At 61.0% G+C, this 21736-nt stretch carries 14 protein-coding genes; 2 read left to right on the top strand and 12 right to left on the bottom strand.

Going from position 1 to position 21736, the window contains the following annotated elements; all coding sequences use genetic code 11:
* Window positions 1–13: 13 nt before the first annotated feature.
* From VL52_RS08730 to gltB, 12 genes are all read right to left on the bottom strand, one after another.
* Complete coding sequence (locus VL52_RS08730; RefSeq protein WP_046156665.1) at window positions 14–1063, bottom strand: nucleotidyltransferase family protein; 1050 nt, start codon at window positions 1061–1063, stop codon at window positions 14–16.
* Window positions 1060–1713, bottom strand: a complete 654-nt coding sequence (locus VL52_RS08735; RefSeq protein WP_046156666.1) for an acetyltransferase — start codon at window positions 1711–1713, stop codon at window positions 1060–1062. Before VL52_RS08735 ends, VL52_RS08730 begins: the two co-directional genes overlap by 4 nt.
* Window positions 1710–2795, bottom strand: a complete 1086-nt coding sequence (gene neuB, locus VL52_RS08740; RefSeq protein ID WP_082113682.1) for an N-acetylneuraminate synthase — start codon at window positions 2793–2795, stop codon at window positions 1710–1712. Before neuB ends, VL52_RS08735 begins: the two co-directional genes overlap by 4 nt.
* Window positions 2788–3954 (bottom strand): UDP-N-acetylglucosamine 2-epimerase, encoded by a 1167-nt coding sequence (gene neuC / locus VL52_RS08745; protein WP_046156667.1) that lies wholly within the window; start codon window positions 3952–3954, stop codon window positions 2788–2790. The genes neuB and neuC overlap by 8 nt, the downstream gene beginning before the upstream one ends.
* Window positions 3951–5117 carry a LegC family aminotransferase gene (locus VL52_RS08750; RefSeq protein WP_046156668.1) on the bottom strand — a complete coding sequence of 389 codons (1167 nt, stop codon included), beginning with the start codon at window positions 5115–5117 and terminating at the stop codon, window positions 3951–3953. Before VL52_RS08750 ends, neuC begins: the two co-directional genes overlap by 4 nt.
* 6 nt (window positions 5118–5123) lie before the next feature.
* Entirely contained in the window at window positions 5124–6134 is a 1011-nt protein-coding gene (locus VL52_RS08755; RefSeq protein WP_046156669.1) for an NAD-dependent 4,6-dehydratase LegB, read from the bottom strand.
* Between the two features lie 19 nt (window positions 6135–6153).
* A complete protein-coding gene (gene gmd, locus VL52_RS08760; protein ID WP_046156670.1) occupies window positions 6154–7275 on the bottom strand; it encodes a GDP-mannose 4,6-dehydratase in 1122 nt (373 codons plus the stop codon).
* Window positions 7276–7295: 20 nt separating this feature from the next.
* Window positions 7296–8222: a GDP-L-fucose synthase family protein gene (locus tag VL52_RS08765; RefSeq protein ID WP_046156721.1), complete on the bottom strand. Its 927-nt coding sequence runs from the start codon at window positions 8220–8222 to the stop codon at window positions 7296–7298.
* Window positions 8223–8227: 5 nt separating this feature from the next.
* Window positions 8228–9670: a mannose-1-phosphate guanylyltransferase/mannose-6-phosphate isomerase gene (locus tag VL52_RS08770; protein ID WP_046156671.1), complete on the bottom strand. Its 1443-nt coding sequence runs from the start codon at window positions 9668–9670 to the stop codon at window positions 8228–8230.
* A 738-nt stretch (window positions 9671–10408) separates the two neighbouring features.
* The gene (locus tag VL52_RS08775) at window positions 10409–10660 is read right to left on the bottom strand and encodes a hypothetical protein (RefSeq protein WP_144410198.1); all 252 of its coding nucleotides are present in this window, start codon (window positions 10658–10660) and stop codon (window positions 10409–10411) included.
* Between the two features lie 591 nt (window positions 10661–11251).
* On the bottom strand, window positions 11252–12667 hold the full coding sequence (locus VL52_RS08780; RefSeq protein ID WP_046156673.1) for an FAD-dependent oxidoreductase: 1416 nt from the start codon (window positions 12665–12667) through the stop codon (window positions 11252–11254).
* A gap of 65 nt (window positions 12668–12732) precedes the next feature.
* Window positions 12733–17181 (bottom strand): glutamate synthase large subunit, encoded by a 4449-nt coding sequence (gene gltB / locus VL52_RS08785; RefSeq protein WP_046156674.1) that lies wholly within the window; start codon window positions 17179–17181, stop codon window positions 12733–12735.
* 282 nt (window positions 17182–17463) lie between these two features.
* Here gltB and VL52_RS08790 point away from each other — a divergent pair, with 282 nt between their 5' ends.
* Both VL52_RS08790 and VL52_RS08800 read left to right on the top strand, forming a co-directional pair.
* On the top strand, window positions 17464–18981 hold the full coding sequence (locus VL52_RS08790) for a phospholipase D-like domain-containing protein (RefSeq protein WP_046156675.1): 1518 nt from the start codon (window positions 17464–17466) through the stop codon (window positions 18979–18981).
* 483 nt (window positions 18982–19464) lie between these two features.
* Entirely contained in the window at window positions 19465–21723 is a 2259-nt protein-coding gene (locus tag VL52_RS08800; protein ID WP_046156677.1) for an arginine/lysine/ornithine decarboxylase, read from the top strand.
* Window positions 21724–21736 lie beyond the last annotated feature (13 nt).

The raw sequence follows: 21736 nt of genomic DNA on the forward strand, positions 1-21736 counted from the left end.
ACCGGGAAAATAATCAATTGAAAATATTTTGAAACTCACTGTTGGCCCGTTCGAAATCAGGCAGGCGGCCAATATCCAGCCAGTAGCCATCGATCTGGTGCGCGCGGGCCTTCATGCCGCTCTTGAGTACAAGATCGAACAATGCCGGCATATCGAAGAAGCTGCCAGTTGGAACCAAATCCAGCACGTCGGGCGACAGTACATAAATTCCGGCGCTGACGACAAAGCGCTGAACCGGCTTTTCCTCGATCGAATGAATATGTCCTCCGTGGACATTGACCACGCCGAATGGAACCTGCATCTCGTAATGGCGCACCGCCATCGTGGCATGGCTCCCAGCCTCCGCGTGCTGATCGACAAGCAGCCCAAAGTTTTCCTTCGTCAACAAATCGGCATTGGTGACGATGAAGGGGCAACTCGGAGTTTCCGGCAGCAGGCTGAGCGCACCTGCGGTCCCCATGCGCTGCTCCTCCCGCAGATAGTGGATGTCAACGCCAAGCGCTGAACCGTCTCCAAAATACGTTTCGATTTGCTCAGCCTTGTAATTCACCGCCAAGTAGAAGCGGTGAAAACCCTGCTCGGCATAGCTGCGAATAATGGTCTCAAGCAACGGCCGGGAACCAACCTTGAGCATCGGCTTGGGGGTATCGCGCGTCAACTCCTGCAACCGCGAGCCCAATCCTCCTGCCATGATCACCACCCAGTTGTCGCGCCGCTCAGCGCCAAGGTAGTCGCCGATCAGCGCCAAGCCAACAACAACATTCTCAACATCGACAATAGGTATCTGATGCAGGCCTGTGCGCCGCATCGTCTCCAGTATTTCCTGCGGAGTAGACGAGGCAGAAACTGTCGTGGCTCTTGCGTGCATCACCCTATCGACTCGATCATCCATACCCAAACCACCAAGCAACGCTCGGCGCGCATCCCCGTCAGACAGAGTACCCAACAGACGGCGATGTCCATCGACAACCACAGCCAGCTGCGTGCCAACCGAATCGATGATCTCCAACGCCTCTCGCAGGCTGACATCGGGACCGATCAGGGCTAAATGCCAGCTCTTCATCGCTTAACTCCAAGAGGGCGCGCGGGCACGCCACACAGAACTTCACCGCCAGCGCTATCGCGCACAACGACGGCACCCGCGCCGATCACGGTATCAGCGCCCACACTCACCGATTGGCGCACTACAGCGCCAGCGCCGATAAGGCAGCCATCGCCGACATGAGTTTGGCCACACAGCGTCGCACACGTCGCGACATGACACCATGCGCCAACGATCGCGTCATGCTCAACCACCGCCGCGGTATTAATAATGGTGCTGACGCCAATCCAGGCGCCAGCCTGCACAATCGCACCGGCCAGTACTTGGGCATCGGCAGCCAAGGTCGCATGCCGCGAGACCAGCGCTCGAGGATGAATCACAGGCGCAAAGGTCCAGCCCTGTGCTTGCAGCCTCTGCTGCGCGCGGGCCCGCGTTGCCGTTCGGCCGGAACCAGACACGAAGCCCAAACCGTTAACCAACCTCACACGCTCTGGCGCATGCGCTGCCAGCACCTCATCTCCGCCCAGCACCGGCAACCCTAAACGCAGCGTGCCGTGAAGGCGGTAATCGGGATCGGTGTAGCCCAACACCTCAATGCCAGACTCGAGCAGGGCATCCGCTACTACGCCCGCATGTCCTCCGGCGCCGATCACGATCACAGGCAGACTCATGGCTCTATCTGCTCGTCAACGTCGAAGTCACGCGCGGCGGGACGCCCCACCAATGACCAGATGTCCATCGGCGACATTCCTGCTCCGGGACGCTTGCAATCCAGCATTTCCAATGTCAACAACTCGCCAGCCGCAATCGGGCGGCCAGCGACGATCGAACGGCGCGCCACAGCGCGATTAGGGTGTTCGGCCAGTGCCGGCAGTTTGCGCGCGCTTCCCAAAGCAGCCTCGATATTGCGGATCGCGCCCACCATATGCTTGAGCTCGTCAGGCTCAAGCGAAGCCAGATGGTCAGGTCCTGGCAGCGAACGGTCGAGCGTGAAATGTTTTTCAATTACCGTGGCGCCGCGGGCAACGGCGGCAATCGACATCTCGATGCCTAGCGTGTGGTCCGAGTAGCCGACCGGCAAACCAAAGGCCTGCGCCATCGTATCCATCGCGCGCAGGTTCACTGCATCCGCAGGCGCCGGATACTGCGTGACGCAATGCAACAACGTGACGTGATGGCGCAATGCATCCTGACCCGCCGCGCTGAAGTAGCAGGCATCGATCTCGCCCTGACCTGACGGCTGGCCATCATGCAGCAGCCCCCAGGCCAGCACCGCCAGCGCACGCTCCAGATCGGTCAGCGTCGACATCCCGCTGGACACCAGCAAACGCTGGCGGAACTGCGCGGCCTGCAGCAACAGCGGCGCACAGGTGATATCCCCGGATGGAATCTTGATGGCCGGCATGCCTAGCTCGCCGAGAAACGCCAGGCTTTGGGCGTCGAAAGCCGTCGACATGAAGCGGATGCCGCGCGCCTGGCAATGCTCGATCAGCGCCTGGTGGTCCTCAAGCTTCAACTCGAGTGCACGCAGCATAGCGAGTTGTCCGCCGCCTTCTTTCGTATTGGAAACCTGATAGCTTGCCTTCGCAGCCTGCGCCGTAGCCAACAGCTCGGCCTTGAAAGTTTGGAATTTGACCGCGTCCGCGCCGGCTTCCGCCGCCGCGTCGACCAAGCGCAATGCCATGTCCAGCGAACCGTTATGGTTGACGCCGGCTTCGGCAATAATAAAAACGGGGGATGGAGTCTCAGGCACGGGCCGCCTCAATCATGTGGAAAGTCTTCTTTAGCATGCGTTCGGCCGCCGGCATCGCCCGCAACGCGTCGACGATGCGGGCGGCGCTGCAACCATCGCCATAAGGATTCTGGACACCGCGGCAATCCAGCGCCAGCGCATGGTCGATCGCTTCGCGGATTGCGGTGCGCTCGGGTTCGCAATGCAGCACGGATGCCGCCGCGAGCCGACCGCGCTGTCGATCGCCTACGTCAATAGTCGGTACCTGGAACGATGGCGCCTCATAGAGCCCGCTGGAGGAATTGCCGACGACAACATCCGCTTCTCGCATCAAGCTCAGATAGCGCAACTGGCCGAGAGAGGTAAACACCCTTGCCCGCGGCCGATCCTTCACCCACGCCTGCAAGGCAGTCGCCAAGCCGCGCCCGCCGGTATCGGCGTTGGGCAAAGTGAACCACAACACCCATTCCTCAGGCAGCTCGTCCAGCGCGGCTAGCAGCTCTTCCTGCTGACGCAGGCCATCCTCCGGCTCCAGCGTTACAGGGTGGAAAGTCACCAGCGCATTGCGCGCGCCCAACGGTTGTCCCAAAGAGGCCTCTAGCTCGGCACGAGCCAGCAATGGCTGCCGGCGCAAATGATCCAATCCCGGACTGCCGACAACATGGACATAACGCGGATCTTCACCCATTTGCACAACCCGGCGGCGCGCGATGTCGTTTGTGACCAAATGGAGGTGCGCCATTTTCGTGATGGCATGCCGAATCGCTTCATCGAAAGCGCCCTCGGTAGTATCTCCGCCTGCGATATGCACAAGGGGGACGTTATGCACCATCGCGGCCTGCGCCGCCGCCAGAATCTCGAAACGATCTCCCAGCACCAGCATCGCGTCCGGACGCAAGCGCTCAATCGCATCGGAGAAACCAATCAAACCTAGGGCCATCGACTTAGCGATGCCGCCCGGCGCGTCGCTGGAAACCAGCATGTCCACCCTGGCGCTGATGGGAACGCCATCGCGCTCAATGTCGCGCACAGTCAAGCCGAACTCTGGCGACAGGTGCATACCCGTAACAATGAGCTGCAACTCGAAATCCGGCGCGGCGAGCAAATCTCGAATGGGCCAGTACAACAGGCCATACTCGGCCCGACTACCGGTAACAACGGTAATACGGCGGCGGGTCACACGCCCTCCGGAATCAATTGCGGGCTACTCGGAATGTTGACGATTCGACGCGCCAAGTCCCGCGCCACCGGCAGCGGCGCGGCAGGGCAGTCGCGGTACATCGGCAGTGTGTTCAGCAACTCCCAGACGGGCCGCGTCATCAAGCCGGCGGCATTGGTCGCCTGCAGCACCTCGTCCCGCTGCTCAGCTCTGTCCTCAGACAAAATCAGCGTCTGCAGCCAGTAGTTGGCTCGCGTGCCCGTGCGCTCGAGGAAGAGCGTGGCGCCGGCAAAGCCTTCGAACGCTTGCTGGTAGCGCCTTGCCAGCTCGCGCTTGGCATCGACGAAAGCGCCGATGCGCTCCAGCTGCGCGCAGCCCATCGCCGCGTTCAGATTCGGCAGGCGGAAATTGTAGGCCACCTCATCGTGGAAAAAAGCCCACGAATGCGGTTGCTTGGCGGTTGTCGTCAGATGCTTGGCGCGGCGGGCCAGGTCCGAATCATTGGTGATGATCGCCCCGCCGCCGCCGGTGGTGACGATCTTGTTGCCATTGAAGCTCAGCGTCGCGCAGACGCCAAAGTTGCCGGTATGCCGGCCATCCAGCAAGCTGCCCAGCGATTCCGCCGCGTCCTCGACAACGGCGAGCCCATGGCGCACCGCGACCTCGTTCAGGGCAGGCATATCCACCGGGTGGCCAAAGGTATGCATGGGGACGACTACGCTGATGCGCCGGCCAGTCAATCGATTGAACAGCTCGCCGTTGCGGCGCTCGCCGATCTCGTCCAAGTGCTTGTCGAGCGCGCCTGGATCGATGCCCAGCGTGCGGGTCTCGCTATCGACGAAATGCGGCCACGCGCCATTATGGCGCACCGCATTGGCGGTAGCGACGAACGACAGCGCCGGCACCAGTACCTCATCGTCCTGGCGCACCCCGGCCAAGTGCAATGCGATCTGCAATGCCGAGGTGCCGTTGCTGACCACCACCGCATGCGCAGCTCCGGTATACGCGGCGAGGTCACGTTCGAATCGGTCGACGAACGAACCCACGGACGACACCCAGCCAGTCTGGATGCACTCAGTCACGTAGGCCAGCTCATTGCCCTTGAGCAAAGGCTCGTGCAGCGTCACGCGCCCGTCTCCCACAACATGGCGGATGCGTTCGGCGATGGAATCAGAAAAGGACATGGCGGATCAGATATTGTAGTTGCCGGCCTTGTAACGGCCCAGGTTCGACGGTTCCGTGAACCAGTCGATCGTTTCCTTCAGGCCGCGACGCAAGCCGTCAATGCCGGCATACTCCGGCCCCCAGCCGGCCAGTTCACGCGCCAGCCGGTTATCGGCCCACAGGCGCTCAACCTCGCTCCCTGCAGGACGCAGACGTTGCTCGTCGCTGGTGAAACGCACGTCGCGGCCCATCAGTTCCGCAATCAGACGGGCCGTATCACCAACCGATATCTCGTAGTTGCTGCCCACGTTGATCACCTTGCCCAGCGCCGCGTCGCACTCTGCGACTGCGCAGAAACCCCGCACGGTGTCTTGCACGAAGTTGAAGTCTCGCGTCGGGTGGATGGCACCCAGCTTGATCTCGTCCATGCCGGCAGCGATCTGCGTGATGATCGTCGGAATCACGGCGCGCGCCGACTGACGGGGACCATAAGTGTTGAATGGACGAATCGTCGTCACCGGCGTCTCAAAAGACAGGAAGAAACTTTGCGCGATCTGATCCGCGCCGATCTTGCTGGCCGAATAAGGCGACTGGCCTTGCAGCGGGTGCGCCTCCGTAATTGGAACAAAGCGCGCCGTGCCGTAGACCTCGCTCGTGGAGGTGTGCACCACGCGCTCCACGCCCAACTCGCGCGCCGCCTGCACAACATTGAGCGTGCCTTTGACGTTGGTATCGATGTAGGTATCCGGCGAGTGATACGAGTAAGGGATGGCAATCAGCGCCGCCAGATGCAGCACTACGTCGCATCCCTGCATCGCCGTGCGCACGCCATGTGGATCGCGGATGTCGCCAGCGAACACCTCGAATGAACGCCGGATGTCCTCCGGGCTTTGATCCAGCCAGCCCCAGCTATTGAAGCTGTTGTAATAGACGAAGGCTCGCACGTCGGCGCCCTGGCGCACCAGATGCTCAACGAGGTGGGAACCGATAAAACCATCCGCGCCAGTAACGAGGATTTTCTTGCCTTGCAGTTTCATGATCGTAATCCGCGTCGCATCACTCGTTGTAGTCGTAGGCTTTGAAGCCGGCCTGTTTGACCAGATGGTCGCGACAGGCTGCTTGGTAGTCGCTCACCACCATCTCGCTGACCAGCTCGCGCAGCGTGGTCTTGGGGGTCCAACCCAGCTTCTGCCCCGCGCGGGTCGGGTCGCCCAATAACGTCTCAACCTCGGTGGGGCGGAAATAGCGGGGGTCGACTTTGACGATGACGTCGCCCACCTTGCATTTGGCCTTGTCGCCGGTCACCGCCGAAACGCGACCGATCTCATCCACGCCCTCGCCCTCAAAAGTCACCGTGATGCCAAGCTCGGCGGCGGCGAAATCGACAAACTGGCGCACCGAGTACTGCACGCCAGTGGCGATGACGAAGTCCTCGGGCTTGTCCTGCTGCAGCATCAACCACTGCATCTCGACATAATCGCGCGCATGGCCCCAGTCGCGCAGCGCGCTCATGTTGCCCAGGTACAGGCAGTCCTGTAATCCGAGAGCGATACGCGCGATGGCACGCGTAATCTTGCGCGTGACGAAGGTTTCTCCACGGATAGGACTTTCGTGATTGAACAGGATGCCATTGCAGGCATACATGCCATAAGCTTCGCGGTAATTAACCGTGATCCAGTAGGCATACAGCTTGGCCACCGCATAGGGACTGCGCGGATAGAATGGCGTGCTTTCCTTCTGCGGCACTTCCTGCACCAAGCCATAAAGCTCGGAAGTGCTAGCCTGGTAGAAGCGCGTCTTCTTTTCCAAACCGAGGATGCGGATCGCCTCCAGCAGACGCAAAGCGCCAATACCATCGGCGTTAGCAGTGTACTCAGGTTCTTCAAAACTTACCGCCACATGACTCTGCGCCGCCAGGTTGTAAATTTCGTCAGGCTGCACCTGCTGGACGATTCGAATCAGGTTCGTCGAGTCGGTCAGATCGCCGTAGTGCAGCTTGAAACGCTGATCCGGATCGTGCGGGTCTTGGTAAAGATGATCAATGCGATCGGTGTTGAAGAGACTCGTGCGTCGCTTGACTCCGTGCACCTCGTAACCTTTGGACAGCAGGAACTCTGCTAAGTAAGCGCCATCCTGGCCGGTAATACCAGTGATAAGAGCGACTTTCTTGTTCGACATCGTATTCTTTCTTCGCAAAATCAGTATCGGAAAGGAGCAGCTTCATAGGCCAGACGTAGCCCTTCGCTCAACGGGGTGCGCGCACACCAGCCCAACGCTTCCAGGCGACCGACATCCAGTAATTTGCGCGGCGTGCCATCTGGCTTGGACAAATCAAATACAATGCGCCCCTCAAAGCCTACAGTGGCCATTACCATCTCGGCCAACTCGCGGATCGTCACATCCTCGCCTGTGCCGATGTTGACCAGATCGCCGTCATAATCCCGCTCCATCAGGTGAACGCAAGCATCGGCTAAGTCATCCACATACAGGAACTCGCGGCGCGGAGCGCCGCTTCCCCAAACCACGCACTCCTTGTCGCCGCGCAGTTTTGCCTCATGCGCCTTGCGCAGCAGCGCCGGCAAAACATGGCTGCTGACCAAATCGTAATTGTCGTTGGGGCCATAAAGGTTGGTGGGCATCACGCTCACATACTGTCGGCCATACTGACGGTTGTAGCTCTCGGCCAGCTTGATGCCCGCGATCTTGGCTATGGCGTAAGGCTCATTGGTCTGCTCCAGCAATCCCGTCAGCAGGTACTCTTCCTTGATGGGCTGAGGACAGTCCCGCGGATAGATACAGCTGGAGCCGAGGAACATTAACCGCTGCACACCCGCCAAATGCGCGCCATGGATGAGATTGGCCTCTATCATCAGGTTCTGATAGATAAAGTCAGCACGCTGCAGATTGTTAGCCTGAATGCCCCCCACCTTGGCAGCGGCGATGAAAAGGTAATGCGGCTTCTCACGAGCCAAGAACTCATGCACCGAGCGTGAGTCGAGCAGATCCAAATCTGAACGGTCGGCGGTAAGGATGCTTGTGTAGCCCGCGGCACGCAGTCGTCGTGCAAGAGCGCTGCCAACCATGCCACGGTGGCCCGTTACAAAAATCTTACTATCTTTGTCCATGCTGCTCACTGCCGACCATAGGTATCTTCGAAGCGCACGATATCATCTTCACCCAAATAGCTCCCAGACTGTACCTCTATGATTTCCAATGGAATCGTCCCCGGATTAGCCAACCGGTGTACCTCGCCTAGGGGAATATAGGTCGACTGATTTTCGGTCAACAGAATGACATTGTCGCCATTTGTAATCTCGGCGGTACCTTTGACCACGATCCAATGCTCGGCACGATGGTGGTGTTTTTGCAGGCTCAAGCTAGCCTTAGGCTTGACCTGAATGCGTTTGACTTTGAAACGCCCGCCTTCATCAAGGCTGTCATACCATCCCCAAGGACGGTGAACCTTGCGATGCAGCGCATACTCTTCCCGCTTTTTCTGCCCCAAGGCATTGACAACGCGTTTGACATCTTGGCTGCGCGACTGGTTGACCACAAGCACAGCGTCAGGCGTTTCAACAACAATGACGTCGTCAATCCCGACCAGGCTGACTAACCGGCTGGTTGCATGCACAAGTGTATTGTGGCTGTCGATTGCCAGCACATCCCCAACATGCGCATTCCCGGACTCATCCTTCGGCAAGACTTTCCAAACGGCATCCCAAGCGCCCAAATCGCTCCAGCCTGCATCCAGAGGAACCATTTTAATATCGAAACGGCTGCCCGGGCAGCGCTCCATCACGGCATAGTCAACGGAATCGGAAGGGATTTTGGCGAATTCGCCCCTGCCGGGTCTGATAAATTGAGCATCGACAGTACGCTGAGTCCAAGCCAGATAGGTTGCATCCAGAATATCGCTGCGAAACTGTTCTAGCGCCTTCAGCCACACAGAGGCCTTGAGTACAAACATGCCCGCATTCCAATAATACCCACCCTCAATAAGATAGGACTCAGCAGTTTCCTCGTCTGGTTTCTCAACGAAGCGCTTAACAACCTGAGCACTACCATTTGCATTGGCATTGTGGATCTGGATATAGCCGTAGCCCGTCTCAGGACGATCCGGCGTCACACCCAGAATCACTATCGCTTCGTTTGCCGCCTCGCGAATCGCCGACTGCGTTGCCGATGCAAATGCCACAGCATCAGTCACCATCTGATCAGCAGGGGTAACAACCAAAACCGGATCATCGCCACTTGCCATTGCAGCCAAGGCCGCCAGAGTAAGCGCTGGCGCCGTATTTCGGCCGATCGGCTCAAGCAAGGCTGCACCCAACTCGATGTCGACTTCACGCAACTGCTCTGCGGCGAGGAAGCGATGATCCTCACCTGTGACAATGAGCGGAGAAGCAATCTTCAGGTCAACGTCACCCAAATTTGACAGGCGCTGCGCCGCTTGCTGAAACAGGCTTTCCTGACCATTCAGGCACAGAAACTGCTTCGGAAAACCAGCCCGGGAAAGCGGCCACAAACGAGTCCCTGAACCTCCACACAAAATGACGGGAGTGACCTTGATCATGATTTTCGTCCTCCCCAGCCTGTTTGATCAACTTCTAATTTCCGCATCCAGCCCCCTGCTTCATATCAGAAAAGCCTTGGTCAGCACCGCACGCTACCGTCATCGGGGCCAGCAGATTAGGCATAACCGAGTTTGTTGTTATCACCGGAGAAGCCCTGCCTTTTGACTAAAATCCTTGTCAATCGGCGGCTCATACAGCTGATTAGCGCATCGCCTTCCTCAGTCTTTGCGCCAACGCAGGCTAGGATACTCTTGCCACCGCAGGCCCAGCCGCACCTTCCAAGAACTTAACAGGCCAAGCGGTCACGGGAACAATGCCAAAGAGTGAACACATGGATCAAGCGCACAAGCGTCCGACCCGTATCACGTTCAGCAAACTCGATAAGAGCACTCAATGATGAGCGGATTCTAGTGAAAACAGCCATTAGGGGGAAGAGGCTTCCAAACTTTTAGGCAGGAAGTCTCTAGTACATCCCTCGCTTAATTTCGCCCAAGACATCGGCACTGACTAGCCATTCGCCATCACTGACAGTGCAATCAATTATGCGTCTACCACGAGCCCGCGATCGAATCGAACGTTCGCATCAAACGCATTCGGAATCCGGTCACCAAGAGCCGTCGCAGAAAACTACAGAAATCCACCTGCGTCGAACACCCATAAACGAACCATTGACTGTTCACGCCGACACAATACATATCGGCACTCTTGCGACCACCCAACCAAATTGGCATCGCACCTCAAAAAATCAAGACAATGTCCACTAGAACCATTGTGGCGCCGAAAAATTCAACCAGCTTGGTATTGCTTATCATTCTCAATGGTGCGCCTTCAAAATTGTCGATTTTTGTGACGTCAGGAACCACAACCAAAAGTTGCACGCACTCATGACTAACCGTACCCCCACCTGGCAATTTGGCTTCATCATTGAGAAGCTGTGACGCAACCATTTGTGCATGTCCTGCGAGCCGCTTCCTTTGCACCACGCTCAATGACTCGATCTGTGAGGCCGGATCTAAGAGTCTGTTTACGATCTTTTTACGAGCAACGCAGCCCGCAGGCCAGATGTAAAGCAGAGTGCGTAGGCTTTCGTTATTACAAGGCGCCGCAGCTGACCCGTCGGCCGAACAGCCTTATGGGGCCTTTTTCTGCCAGCGCATGGTTTTGGCGAACGTCCCTTGCAGTGAATGACACTGCGGCAGGCTGATTTTCGCGCCCTGCATCCGACAAAAAATGGCCGCTGCCGCAAAAAGATCGTCAGCAGGCTTAAGATACCAATCCATCCCAATAAGTAGATGAGCCGTCTCATCGGTATCAGCATGGCCTCATCCAAGCCGCCCACAGCTTTAGTCGAGCTCCTGCGTCACAATGCGCGGCGCGCGATGCGCACCCTGGCCACAGGCTACGCCCCAGAACAAGGGATAGCAATTATCCATGATCCCTTCTCCTCGACACCATATTCTCTAAAATAGTGACGAACGCGTGCCATTGTACGAATAGGATGATGCAAAAATGCAGCCTGTGGTTGTTGCGCCAAGGCATCTGCAATGCAAAAGAGCCAGGGAGGAACGGCCCTGGCTTGGCTACCACCGCCCCAAATATCCCAACACCCCCTCCGCGGCCTGCCTGCCATCGAACACTGCCCTAACGACAAGATCCGCACCTCGCACCATATCCCCGCCGGCAAACACCTTGGGGTTGCTGGTCTGATATTTGTACATGCCATGCGGAGCGGCTTGCGTGCGGCCATTAGAAGCCGTGGCTATGCCGAGCTGTTCCGACCATGGCGCCGCTTCAGCCTGGAAGCCAAAGGCGATGATCACGTGGTCGCACTCTACGATTTCTTCGCTGCCCGGCACCGTCTCGGCGTTGCGGCGGCCCTTGGCGTCCGGCTCGCCCAGGCGGGTTTCGGCCAGTTTCACCGCCAGGGTGCCGCCTATCATCGGCTCGATGGATACCGGCTGACGGTTCCACAGGAATTCGACGCCTTCTTCGCGAGCGTTGCCCACCTCGCGCTTGGAACCCGGCATATTAGCCTCATCACGGCGGTAAGCGCAGATCACTCGTTTCGCTCCCTGGCGGATGGCCGTGCGGTTGCAGTCCATCGCCGTGTCGCCGCCCCCAAGCACTACCACTCGCTTGCCGCGCATCGATATCGAAGCCTCTCCTTGCGGCAGAGTGCCAAGGCTTTGGCGCACATTATTGATCAGGTAGGGCAGCGCCTCCAGAACTCCCGGGCTGTCTTCTCCCGAGAAATTGCCGCGCATATACCGATAGGCTCCCATGCCCATGAAAATGGCATCGTGCTTTTTCAAGAGCTTGTCGATGGAAATATCCTTTCCAACCTCGGTATTCAACACAAACTCGACGCCCATGCCTTCCAATATTTCGCGGCGACGACGCACAATGTCCTTTTCCAGCTTGAACTCCGGAATGCCGAAGGTCAGCAGCCCGCCGATCTCCTCATAACGGTCATACACCACGGCCTTGACCCCGTTGCGAGCCAGAACGTCGGCGCAAGCCAAACCCGCCGGGCCAGCGCCGATCACTCCCACCGTCTTATCCGTCCACACCACTTTGGACATGTCCGGCCGCCAGCCCGCCTTGAACGCCTCGTCGGTGATGTACTTTTCGATGCTGCCGATGGAAACCGCGCCGAAGCCGCCCTGGTTCAGCGTACAGGCGCCCTCGCACAGCCTGTCCTGCGGGCAGACTCGGCCGCAGATTTCCGGCAGGCTATTGGTCTGGTGCGACAGCTCCGCCGCTTCAAACAAGCGTCCCTCCTCCACCAGCTTCAGCCAGTTGGGGATGTAGTTGTGCACCGGGCACTCCCACTCGCAATACGGATTGCCGCAGGACAGGCAGCGCTCGGCCTGGTCGGCGGCGTCCACCGCGTGCAGCGGCTGGTAGATTTCCTTGAATTCGATCTTGCGGACCGCAGCGTCGATCTTGTCGCCGGGGTTGCGCGACAGCTTCATGAACTGGAATACATCGGACATCGTGTTCTCTCCCGCTAGGGTGGGCGGCGCCGCGCGCCGCCATGTATTTGGATGGCTGCCGGCGCTTAGTCTTTGAGCAGGCTTTCCAGCTTGGCGGCCTTGGGCTTCACCAGCCAGAAGTAGTCGACGTAGTCGTCGAAGTTCTGCAGCATCGCGCGGCCGGTTTCCGAACCGGTCAGCTCCACATGCTTGGCGATCTTCTCCAGCAGGTAGGCGCGGTACATGCCCATCGCCTCGCCGTTGATCAGATGGATGTCGATCAGCTCATTGTTGTAGCGGTAGGCGAACTTCTCGTTTGGGTCGTAGACGAAGGCGAAGCCCCCGGTCATGCCCGCGCCGAAGTTGTAGCCGGTTTCTCCCATCACGATCACGGCCCCGCCGGTCATGTATTCGCAGCAATGGTCGCCCGCGCCCTCTATCACCGCCAAGGCGCCGGAATTGCGCACGCCGAAGCGCTCGCCGGCGATGCCGGCCGCGAACAGCTGGCCGCCGGTGGCGCCATACAAACAGGTGTTGCCGATGATGATGGATTCGCCCGCCTTGTAGCCGGCATCCTTGGGCGGATAGATGGTGACGCGGCCGCCGGCCATGCCCTTGCCGACATAGTCGTTGGCGTCGCCTTCCAGTTCCAGATGCAGACCGGCCGCGTTCCACACGCCGAAGCTCTGTCCGGCGCTGCCGCTGAATTTGACTTTCAGGCAGCCGAACGGCAGCCCCGCCGCGCCGTGGACGCGGGCGATCTCGCCGGACAGCCGCGCGCCGATGGAACGGTGGGTGTTTTCTATCGGATAGCTCAGCTCCAGCATCTGTTTGTTCTGGATGGCCGACAGCGCGTCCCGCAGGATCTGCTCGGCCAGCTCGCCCTTGTCGAAGGACGGGTTGCTGTCCGACACACAGAATCGCGGCTCGCTGTCCGACACCGTGCCTTGCGACAGCAGCGGCGCCAGATCGAGACGGCCCTGGCGCTCGCTCTCTCCCGTCAAGACGTCCATCAGGTCCATGCGCCCGATCAGCTCTTCCATGCTGCGCACGCCAAGCTTGGCCATCCATTCCCGCGTTTCGCGGGCGATGAACAGGAAGTAGTTGACCACCATCTCCGGCAGGCCGGTGAAGTACTTGGAGCGCAGCTTGATTTCCTGCGTCGCCACGCCGGTGGCGCAGTTGTTCAGGTGGCAGATGCGCAGGTATTTGCAGCCCAACGCCACCATCGGCCCGGTGCCGAAGCCGAAGCTCTCGGCGCCGAGAATGGCGGCCTTGACCACGTCGAGGCCGGTTTTCAGACCGCCGTCGGTCTGCACCCGCACCCGGCCGCGCAGGCCGTTGGCGCGCAGCACCTGCTGCGCCTCGGACAAGCCCAGCTCCCACGGCGAGCCGGCGTACTTGACCGAAGTCAGCGGCGAGGCGCCGGTGCCGCCGTCGTAACCGGAGATGGTGATCAAGTCGGCGTAAGCCTTGGCCACGCCGGCGGCGACGGTGCCGACGCCGGGCTCGGCCACCAGCTTCACCGACACCAGCGCCGATGGATTCACCTGCTTCAGGTCGAAGATCAGCTGCGCCAGGTCTTCAATGGAATAGATGTCGTGGTGCGGCGGCGGCGAGATCAGGCTGACGCCCTCCTTGGCGTGGCGCAGCCGCGCGATCAGGCCGGACACCTTGTCGCCGGGCAGCTGGCCGCCTTCGCCCGGCTTGGCGCCCTGCGCCACCTTGATCTGCAGCACCTCGGCGTTGACCAGGTAGTGCGGGGTGACGCCGAAGCGGCCGGACGCCACCTGCTTGATCTTGGACATCTTCTCGGTGCCGTAGCGCGCCGGGTCCTCGCCGCCCTCGCCGGAATTGGAGCGCCCGCCCAGCCGGTTCATCGCGATGGCCAGCGCCTCGTGCGCCTCCGGGCTCAGCGCGCCCAGCGACATGCCGGCCGAATCGAAGCGCTTGACGATGGCCTCCACCGGCTCCACCTCGTCCAGCGGAATCGGCTCGCCGGCCAGCTTCAGTTGCATCAGGTCGCGCAGCATCGCCACCGGACGGGTGTTCACCGTCTCGGCGTATTGCAGGTAGACGCCGTAATCGCCGTTCTGCACCGCCTTCTGCAGCAGCATCACCACGTCCGGGTTGTAAGCGTGATACTCCTCGCCATGCACGTATTTCAGCAGGCCGCCCTGGTTCAGGCCCCGCATTGGGTTGAACGCCAGCTTGGCCAGCAGTTTCTGATCAGCCTCGAAATCGGCGAAATTGGCGCCGGACACGCGCGACACCGTGCCTTTCAGACACAGCTCCACCACCTCCTCGTGAATGCCCACCGCTTCGAACAGCTGCGCGCCGCGGTAGGAGGCGATGGTGGAGATGCCCATCTTGGACAGCACTTTCAGCAGGCCCTTGTTGATGCCCTTGCGGTAGTGCTGCAGCGCCTCGTTGGCTTTCAGCTTCACATCGCCATTGCTCACCAGCTCCAGAATGGTCTGGTAGGCCAGGTAGGGATAGACGGCGGTGGCGCCGTAGCCTATCACGCAGGCCATCTGGTGGGCGTCGCGCACGGCGGCGGTCTCCACCACGATATTGGTCTTGCAGCGCAGGCCGGCGTCGATCAGCGCGTGATGCACCGCGCCGGTGGCGAACAGCGCGTGAATCGGCAGCCGCTCGCCGGTGGCGTGGCGGTCGGACAGCACCACCACCACCGTGCCCTCCTCCACGGCCTCCACCACGTGGCGGGCCAGACAGGAAATCGCCTCGCTGAGCGTGGTCTCGGCCGGGTCGTAGCACAGGTCGAAATTGGTGGCCTTCAGATAAGGCTCCGGCCGGGTGGTGACACGGGTGAACTTTTCGTGGCTCAGCACCGGGCTGCGCACTTCCAGACGCTTGGCGTGCTCGGCGCTCTCCTCGAACATATTGCGCTCCGGGCCGAACACCGTATTCAGCGACATCACCACCGCCTCTCGGATCGGATCGATAGGCGGATTGGTCACCTGGGCGAACTGCTGGCGCAGATAGTCGAACGGCGAACGCACGCGCTGCGAGAGCACCGCCATCGGCGTGTCGTCGCCCATCGAGCCCACCGCCTCCTGGCCGTCGGCCGCCAGCACACGCAGGATCTGGTCGCGCTCCTCGCGGCTGAGGTTGAACAACTTCTGCAGCCGCGCCAGCTCATCCTTGGACAAGGGCTCGACGCCGGCGTCGTCCTCGATCGACAGCTCCAGGTACTTGGCGCTGTCCTTGATCCACTGCCGGTACGGCTTGGCGCTCTTCAATTGCGCGTCGATGTCTTCCGGCATCAGCAATTCGCCGTTCAGCAGATCGGCGCCGAACAGCTGGCCCGGCTTGACCCGGCCTTTCTTCACCACGTCCTGGGCGCGGTAGTCCCAGACACCCACTTCGGAAGCGATGGTGAGGATATTGTCCTTCGTCAGCACCCAGCGCGCCGGGCGCAGGCCGTTGCGGTCCAGCATGCAGGCGGCGTAGCGGCCGTCGGTCAGCACGATGCCGGCCGGACCGTCCCACGGCTCCATGTGCATGGAATTGAATTCGTAGAAGGCGCGCAGGTCCTTGTCGGTGCTGTCGACGTTCTGCCAGGCCGGCGGCACCAGCAGGCGCAGCGCGCGGAACAGCGGGATGCCGCCCATCAGCAGGCCCTCCAGCATATTGTCCAGGCTCATCGAGTCCGAGCCGTCGGTCTGGACGATGGGGCGGACCGCGTCCATGTCCAGGTGCGGCGAGGCCATGATGCGCTCGCGCGCGCGCGCCCAGTTGCGGTTGCCCTGCACCGTGTTGATCTCGCCATTATGGGCGAGGAAGCGGAAAGGCTGGGCCAGCTTCCACTGCGGCCAGGTATTGGTGGAGAAGCGCTGGTGGAACACCGCCAGGCTGGATTCGAAGCGCGGGTCGGCCAGGTCCAGGAAGAAGCGCGGCAGATTGTCCGGCGTCACCAGGCCTTTATAGGAGATGGTGTGCGGCGACAGCGTGGGCAGATAGAAACAGGGATCGTCGTCGCGACAGGCCTTTTCCGCCTGGCGGCGGCCCATGTACAGCCGACGCTGGAAGGCCAGCTCGTCCATGCCGAACGGGCAGTTCACGAACATCTGGGAGATGGCCGGCAAGGACGCCAACGCGGTTTCGCCGCAGGCGGACAGATCCACCGGCACCACGCGGAAGCCGGCCACTTCCAGCTGCTGCGCTTCCAGATGCTCGCGCAGGCGCGCCAGGCTGCGCTCTCCCACCGCGCGGTCCGAGTGGTGGAACACCAGTCCGGCGGCGTACACTGACTTCAACGCGATGCCGGCTTCGCCGGCCACCTCGCGCAGAAACCCGTCCGGTTTCTTGAACAACAGGCCGCAACCGTCGCCCGACTTGCCGTCCGCCGCCACCGCGCCGCGGTGGGTCAGCTTGGCCAGCGAGGAAATGGCGGTGGCCACCAGCCAGTGGCTGGGCTTGTCGTCCAACTGTGCGATCAGGCCGAAGCCGCAGCTGTCCTGTTCGAACTCGGGTTTATACAATGTGCCTTGCAGGCGGCTCTGTCTGTCCATTTCTCTACCCGTTTATACTTTGTAGTGATGCGTTCGATTCTACGGGCAAGATCGCGCCAGCCGCAAGACAGTTTGGCGCAGCGCAATAATCATTTGATTTCAATCATTTGAAGCGCAATGACTTGTTTTGATATGTAATTCCACTACTCGATTACTGCATTTTTTTTGAGTTTTTGAGACGAAAATTTTCAAAAAAACGACAGTGTTTCTCATTGAAAACCAGATACAAAGTAGCCATTTCAGCAATATTTTGTATTCTGTCAGACAAAATTCAGAAAAATCATGGACCGAGAAGAGCAGTCGCAACAGACTCTGCAATTCGTCCGCCAGCTGGCGGAACAGGCGCTTTCCCGCTCCGCCGGCGCGCCGCTGGTGGGCGGCAATCAGGTGCGCCTGCTTTACGACAGCGCCGAGAACTTCCCTGCCTGGGAAAAATCCATCTCTTCCAGCCAGAATTCCGTCTTCATCGAAATGTATATTTTCGCCAATGACCAATTTGGACTGAAAATGCGAGATATCCTTATAGAAAGGGCAAAGCAAGGCATACAAGTTTGCCTGCTCTATGATTGGCTGGGCAGCTGGCGCGCTCACTTGTCCAGCTTCTTCAAACCGCTGCTGGATGCGGGCGCCGAAGTGCGCGCCTATCATCCGCCCAGCCTGAGCGCCGGACTCGCCCTGCTGGGACGCAACCACCGCAAGATGATCATCGTCGACCGGCGAGAGCTGTTCGTCGCCGGCCTGTGCGTCAGCCAGAGCTGGCAAGGCCAGCCCGACAAGGGGCTCGCGCCGTGGCGCGACACCGGCCTGGCGCTGCGCGGCCCCTTGCTGGCGCCGGCGCTGGCCGCCTTCGCCGACAGCTGGGCCAGCTGCGGCGAGCCCTTGGACGCGCGCTGGCTGGCTCCTGCCGATACGCGGCCCTGCGGCGAGGCGGCCGCGCGGCTGATCGCCACCACGCCGTCCACCGCGCGGATGATGCGGCTGGACCTCTTGGTAGCCAGTTTCGCCCGCCGCACCTTGTGGCTGACCGACGCCTATTTCATGGCCACCAGCCTCTACCTGTCCGCGCTGAAGCAGGCGGCCCGGGACGGCGTCGACGTGCGCCTGCTGGTGCCGCGCTCCAGCGACATCCGCTGGATCGCCGCCGTGTCCCGCACCCAGTATCGCCCGCTGCTGGAAGCCGGGGTGCGGGTGTTCGAATGGAACGGGCCGATGATCCACGCCAAGACGGCGGTAGCCGACGGCCGCTGGGCCCGCATCGGCTCTACCAACCTCAATCTGTCGAGCTGGCTGGTCAACCGCGAGCTGGACATCGCGCTGGAGGACGCCGGCCTGGCCGGAGAACTGGCCGACCGCTTCCTGCAGGATCTGGAGCAGTCCACCGAGATCGTGCTGCGCCAGGAACGGCGCAAACCGGTGCCGCGTCCTGTCAGCAAGCAGGAAAGGCGGATACGCGGCACGCCCAGGGAAATGGCGCTCAGCAGCGCCAGCGCCGCGGCGCGCCAGGCAATGCGCATCGGCGACGCGCTGGGCTCCGCGGTGCGCGGCAGCCGGATGGTGGAAAGCAGCGAGGCGCCGGCCTTTCTCAGCATCGGCGTCGCCCTGTGCCTGCTGGCACTGACCATCGCCTACTTCCCCTGGCTGGCCGCCGCGCCGCTGGTCGCGCTGCTGGCCGCCGGCGGCCTGGCGGTGGTATCCAAGGCAGCCGGCCTGTATCTGGAAAAACGGAGAAAAAAACAACAGTTGCGCTTGGCGCAGCCCCCCTCCGACGACACCCGGGACCCGCCTGCCGACTGCCAATGAAAACAGCCCCTTAACCGTCCCGGAAGGGCATGTGGGCAGGGGCTCCCCCCTCCTCTTGCCCCGGGTGATTGTTCAAGGCGCGATTTTTTCACGCCATCTACCGCAACGCACAACAACATGACAGGCAAAGGGTCTACAATGCGCGCTTCTTGGGATGTTCTCCAGGCCGGCTGACGTGAAGCGACCGATGGTCGCCAGGTACGGACCGCGGCGCAAAGCGACCCTGTTTTAGATCGGCTGTTCCGCGCTCGGCGCGGCGCCCCGCCTGTTGTCCAGACACGGCGGCTCGCCCTCCCCCAGCAAGGCCCAGCCCACTATTTCGCGCCTCAAGGCCAGCCTCCAGGGCGGCGGCGAAGACCCGTTCTTCTGCCCGTGCGTACAGATCTGCGCCCCACGCGCACCTAGCGACATTGCCGCGGCAAAGTCCGGTGACGCCATCGGCTCCGCTGCAATGTCCGAGTTAACAGCAACAAGGACTCAGGTATGCGTTTTCACTTCCCCATCGTGATCATCGACGAGGATTTCCGCTCGGAAAACACCAGCGGCTCCGGCATCCGCGAACTGGCCGCCGCCATGGAGGCGGAAGGCATGAGCGTGATCGGCTACACCAGCTACGGCGACCTCACCTCCTTCGCCCAGCAGCAGAGCCGCGCCGCCGGCTTCATCCTGTCGATAGACGACGAGGAATTCCAGACCGTGGACTCGGCCCAAGAGTCGCTGGGCAATCTGTACGGCTTCGTCGCCGAGATCCGCCGCCGCAATCCGGACATCCCGGTCTACCTGTACGGCGAAACCCGCACCGCGCGCCACATTCCCAACGACATCCTGCGCGAGCTGCATGGCTTCATCCACATGCACGAGGACACGCCGGAATTCGTCGCCCGCCACATCATCCGCGAGGCCAAGAGCTATCTGGACAATCTGGCGCCGCCGTTCTTCCGCGCGCTGGTGGACTACGCCTACGACGGCTCCTATTCCTGGCACTGCCCCGGCCACTCCGGTGGCGTGGCCTTCCTGAAGAGTCCGGTGGGCCAGATGTTCCACCAGTTCTTCGGCGAGAACATGCTGCGCGCCGACGTGTGCAACGCGGTGGACGAGCTGGGCCAGCTGCTGGACCACACCGGCCCGGTGGCGGCGTCCGAGCGCAACGCCGCCCGCATCTTCAACGCCGACCACCTGTTCTTCGTCACCAACGGCACCTCGACCTCGAACAAGATCGTCTGGCACAGCTGCGTCGCCGCCGGCGACATCGTGCTGGTGGACCGCAACTGCCATAAGTCGAACCTGCACGCCATCATCATGACCGGCGCGATCCCGGTGTTCCTGATGCCGACGCGCAACCACTACGGCATCATCGGTCCGATTCCGAAATCCGAATTCCAGCCGGACACCATCAAGAAGAAGATCCTGGCCAATCCGTTCGCGCGCGAAATGCTGGAGCAGCGCCCCAACCGCAAGCCGCGCATCCTGACGCTGACCCAGTCCACCTACGACGGCATCCTGTACAACGTCGAGGAGATCAAGGGCCTGCTGGACGGCGAGGTGGACACGCTGCACTTCGACGAAGCCTGGCTGCCGCACGCCTGCTTCCATGATTTCTACCGCGACTTCCACGCCATCGGCGAAGGCCGTCCGCGCTGCGAGGACAGCTTGGTGTTCTCCACCCAGTCCACTCACAAACTGCTGGCCGGCATCAGCCAGGCTTCGCAAATCCTGGTGCAGGACCCGCAGAACCGCCAGCTGGACACCGCCTGGTTCAACGAGGCTTACCTGATGCACACCTCGACCAGCCCGCAATACTCGATCATCGCCAGCTGCGACGTGGCCGCCGCGATGATGGAGCAGCCGGGCGGCCAGTCGCTGGTTGAAGAGTCGCTGGTGGAGGCGATGGAATTCCGCCGCGCGATGCGCAAGGTGGACGAGGAATACGGCCGCGACTGGTGGTTCAGCGTGTGGGGCCCGGACGACCTGTCCGACGACGGCATCTGCGACCAGACCGACTGGACGCTGCGCCCCGACGAGCGCTGGCACGGCTTCGCCGGCATCGAGGACGGCTTCAACATGCTGGACCCGATCAAGGCCACCGTGCTGACGCCGGGCCTGGACGTGGACGGCAGCTTCGAGGAAATGGGCATCCCGGCCGCCATCGTCACCAAGTACCTGACCGAACACGGCGTGGTGGTGGAAAAAACCGGCTTGTACAGCTTCTTCATCATGTTCACCATCGGCATCACCAAGGGCCGCTGGAACACGCTGATCTCGCTGCTGCAGCAGTTCAAGGACGATTTCGACAAGAACCAGCCGCTGTGGCGCGTGATGCCGGAATTCGTCGCCAAGTACCCGCAATACGATCGCGTCGGCCTGCAGGACCTGTGCCAGCGCATCCACGGCCTGTATACCAAGCACGACGTGGCGCGCCTGACCACCGACATCTACCTGTCCGACATGGAGCCGGCGATGCGCCCGGCCGACGCCTTCGCCAAGATGGCGCACCGCGAGATCGAGCGCGTGCCGGTGGACCAGCTGGAAGGCCGCGTCACCGCGGTGCTGCTGACGCCGTACCCGCCGGGCATCCCGCTGCTGATACCGGGCGAGCGCTTCAACAAAACCATCGTCGACTACCTGCGCTTCGCCCAAGCCTTCAACCGCGAGCTGCCGGGCTTCGAAACCGACGTCCACGGGCTGGTGGCGGTGGAGGTGCAGGACCGCAAGGTTTACTGCGTGGACTGCGTCAAGCAATAAGACAGTAGCCGGA

The organism is Chromobacterium vaccinii (genome assembly GCF_000971335.1).
Taxonomy (GTDB): Bacteria; Pseudomonadota; Gammaproteobacteria; order Burkholderiales; family Chromobacteriaceae; genus Chromobacterium; species Chromobacterium vaccinii.

Excerpts from the sequence above, each read along its gene's own strand:
- VL52_RS08800 (WP_046156677.1), top strand. The coding sequence starts at position 19,465 with ATGCGTTTTCACTTCCCCATCGTGATCATCGACGAGGATTTCCGCTCG.
- VL52_RS08735 (WP_046156666.1), bottom strand. The coding sequence starts at position 1,713 with ATGAGTCTGCCTGTGATCGTGATCGGCGCCGGAGGACATGCGGGCGTA.
- gmd (WP_046156670.1), bottom strand. The coding sequence starts at position 7,275 with ATGTCGAACAAGAAAGTCGCTCTTATCACTGGTATTACCGGCCAGGAT.
- VL52_RS08755 (WP_046156669.1), bottom strand. The coding sequence starts at position 6,134 with ATGAAACTGCAAGGCAAGAAAATCCTCGTTACTGGCGCGGATGGTTTT.
- VL52_RS08750 (WP_046156668.1), bottom strand. The coding sequence starts at position 5,117 with ATGTCCTTTTCTGATTCCATCGCCGAACGCATCCGCCATGTTGTGGGA.
- VL52_RS08770 (WP_046156671.1), bottom strand. The coding sequence starts at position 9,670 with ATGATCAAGGTCACTCCCGTCATTTTGTGTGGAGGTTCAGGGACTCGT.
- gltB (WP_046156674.1), bottom strand. The coding sequence starts at position 17,181 with ATGGACAGACAGAGCCGCCTGCAAGGCACATTGTATAAACCCGAGTTC.
- VL52_RS08765 (WP_046156721.1), bottom strand. The coding sequence starts at position 8,222 with ATGGACAAAGATAGTAAGATTTTTGTAACGGGCCACCGTGGCATGGTT.
- VL52_RS08730 (WP_046156665.1), bottom strand. The coding sequence starts at position 1,063 with ATGAAGAGCTGGCATTTAGCCCTGATCGGTCCCGATGTCAGCCTGCGA.
- VL52_RS08780 (WP_046156673.1), bottom strand. The coding sequence starts at position 12,667 with ATGTCCGATGTATTCCAGTTCATGAAGCTGTCGCGCAACCCCGGCGAC.
- VL52_RS08790 (WP_046156675.1), top strand. The coding sequence starts at position 17,464 with ATGGACCGAGAAGAGCAGTCGCAACAGACTCTGCAATTCGTCCGCCAG.